The organism is Alcanivorax sp. HI0083, assembly GCF_001635175.1.
In genome coordinates this window covers 1-2609 of record NZ_LWFX01001216.1, presented here as the reverse complement: position 1 = coordinate 2609, position 2609 = coordinate 1, and the positions used below count along the sequence as shown (strand labels likewise).

2 protein-coding genes are annotated in these 2609 nt (G+C 58.2%); one reads left to right on the top strand and one right to left on the bottom strand.

Annotated elements, in window-relative coordinates:
* A partial coding sequence (locus tag A3754_RS17695) for an ATP-binding protein (RefSeq protein ID WP_156497057.1) occupies window positions 1–861 on the top strand: 861 nt, incomplete at its 5' end.
* Between the two features lie 306 nt (window positions 862–1167).
* Here A3754_RS17695 and A3754_RS17690 read toward each other — a convergent pair.
* A partial coding sequence (locus A3754_RS17690; protein WP_156497056.1) for an ATP-binding protein occupies window positions 1168–2609 on the bottom strand: 1442 nt, incomplete at its 5' end.

The window sequence follows — 2609 nt, the reverse complement described above, 5'->3', positions numbered from 1 at the left end:
GACATTGCCTTGCGTATTGATTACCTGGCAGACATGCCGCCGACGGTCAGTGGTGATGCGTTTCGCTTGCGCCAGATACTGGTCAATTTGATTGGCAATGCGGTGAAATTCACCGAGCAGGGGCAGGTGCATGTGCGAGTTAACTGGGATGAAGAGACGTCGCGCCTGACTGTATCAGTGGAAGATACCGGGATCGGCATCAGTGAAAGCGAGCTGAACCGTATCTTTCAGCCTTTCTCCCAGGCAGACGCATCGCATACCCGTCGCTATACCGGTACCGGTCTGGGGTTGAGTATTGCCCGGCAATTGGCCCGCGCCCAGGACGGGGATATTCAGGTCTTCAGCACCTTGAATCAGGGGAGTCGTTTTGTGCTGGAGATACCATTGGTGCGGGCCTGTCACACGGCTCCACCGGTCTCTGGTGACAGGCAGGATAACCTGCCGGCTTCTCAGGGGGCGTTGGCTTCACTGGATGGTATGCGTGCGTTGCTGGTGGAAGATAACGCAGTGAATCGTCTATTTGTGCGCAAGGTGCTGGAACAGGCGGGCATGCAGGTGACAGAAGCGGAGCATGGGAAAGAAGCCTGCGCGGCCTTTCAGGTGGCCGACGGCGCTTACGATCTGGTTGTGCTGGATATGCAGATGCCGGTGATGGATGGCTATGAAACTGCCCAGGCCCTGCGTGACCGGGGGTATGGCGGCCCCCTATTGGCGCTGACGGCCAACGTGCTGGCGGTGGATCGCCAGCGTTGTCTGGACGCCGGTTGTGATGCCTTTCTGGGTAAGCCGGTACGGATGAGGGAGCTGCTGGCGGTGTGCGCGCAACTCCTTAACCCCTCAACGGTTTCCGTTAGCCGGTAATGTCTCTGGAGACCTGGGGAACCTCTGAATAACTCCTTGCATGCTCAGCGTGACCTGGAGCGTACAGCTGTTGTGTCTTGTCTCGACGGTAAGGGTGGCTCCCTTTCCTGGAGACAGGGCGCAGCAGATGTGCGCTCCAGGCCGCGCCCTTCGGGTTTTCCAGGCTGACCCGCACTCGTTGTTGCGCTTTTTCGATGGATGGACATATCTCGATCCCAGTTAGGGGACACCTTCAAAAACGCGCCCTCTGTGCCCCGAATGGGGTATAGATTGCGAGCCAGCCTGAAAGACTGAGCACGTAAGGCGTTATCCAGAGGTTCCCTGGCCACGCCTGAGTGCATCGTGGACTTGCTGCTGGGATACCGGTTTGCTGAGGTAATCATCGACCCCGGCGTCGCGAGCTTTTTGTACATAATCGCCGGTGGCATGGGCCGACAGGGCAATGATCCAGCAGTGCGGAGGTGTTTCCAGAGCGGCCTCCAGGGCACGAATCTCCCGGGTGGCCTGGTAGCCGTCCATCACCGGCATTTCGCAATCCATGAAGATGATATCCCAATGATCCGGGCGGTTGCGGACTTGCTCTACGGCTTGTGCGCCGTCGCTGACCAGCGTGGCATGGATACCTAACGATTTGAGGATGCTGTCGATCACCAGCTGGTTAACGGCATTGTCCTCCGCCACGATCACCTTGAGCATATTGGCGCGATCCAAGCGGATCAGGGGTTCTTTTGCGGTGGAGGGTGCGCGCGCTTCGTCGGGGCCGGTGAGCAGGCTGCGTTTCAGCGCCTGACAGGAAAAGGGCGTTTCTATCAGTAGCAGATCTTCCGGCAGGGTGCCGCTGAGGGGCTGGCCGGTGGGGTGCAACAGCACCAGGGCCGGGTTATCGAAGTGAGTGCGCAGGCGTTCCACGTAGTGGGGATTCTCCAATACCGACAGTTCTGCGATCAGATAGTCCACGGGCTGGCCGGGGCTGGCCGGATCAAGCGCTGTTATGACGTCGCGGTATTCCAGCGTTTTGGCGCCCCAGCGGCTGAGAATTTGTGACAGGCTAAGCAGTTGTGGGGCGGTGCTGGAAATGATGGCGGCGGTACGATTTGCCAGCACCGGTTGCTTCTGAACTTTTTCCACTTCCACCGGCAGGGATAACCAGAACGTGGCTCCACGGCCCAGAGAGCTGGAGACGCCGATATCGCCGCCGAGCAGCTCGATCAACCGTTTGCAGATCACCAGCCCGAGGCCGGCGCCGTTGTGCTTGCCCTTGGCAGACAGATCGCTGAAAGCCTGGAACAGTGACGACTGCTGGCCTTCATCCAGGCCTATCCCGGTATCGACCACTTCAATCATCAGCACGCACATGCCCTTGTTATTCACCGGTTGCTTCAGGTTTACATGCAGGGCGACGTGACCACGCTCGGTAAATTTGAAGGCATTGCTGAGCAGGTTGGTAATGATTTGCTTGAGGCGGATCGGATCGGTCTTGATGCGCTCTGGCACCCGACTGTCGATATGAATGTACAGCGGCAGGGATTTTTCGCTGGAGCGTAGTGCAAACAGGCGCACGCAATCATCGACGATGTTTTCCAGCGCGATGGGCTGGTAATCCAGCTCCAGCTTGCCGGACTCGATTTTCGAGTAATCGAGAATATCGTTAATCACGGTCAGCAAAGACTGCGTGGACTGATAAATGGTGCCCACATATTGCGCCTGCTGGTGGGTCATGCTGGTACGGCGCAGCAGGTCGGTCATGC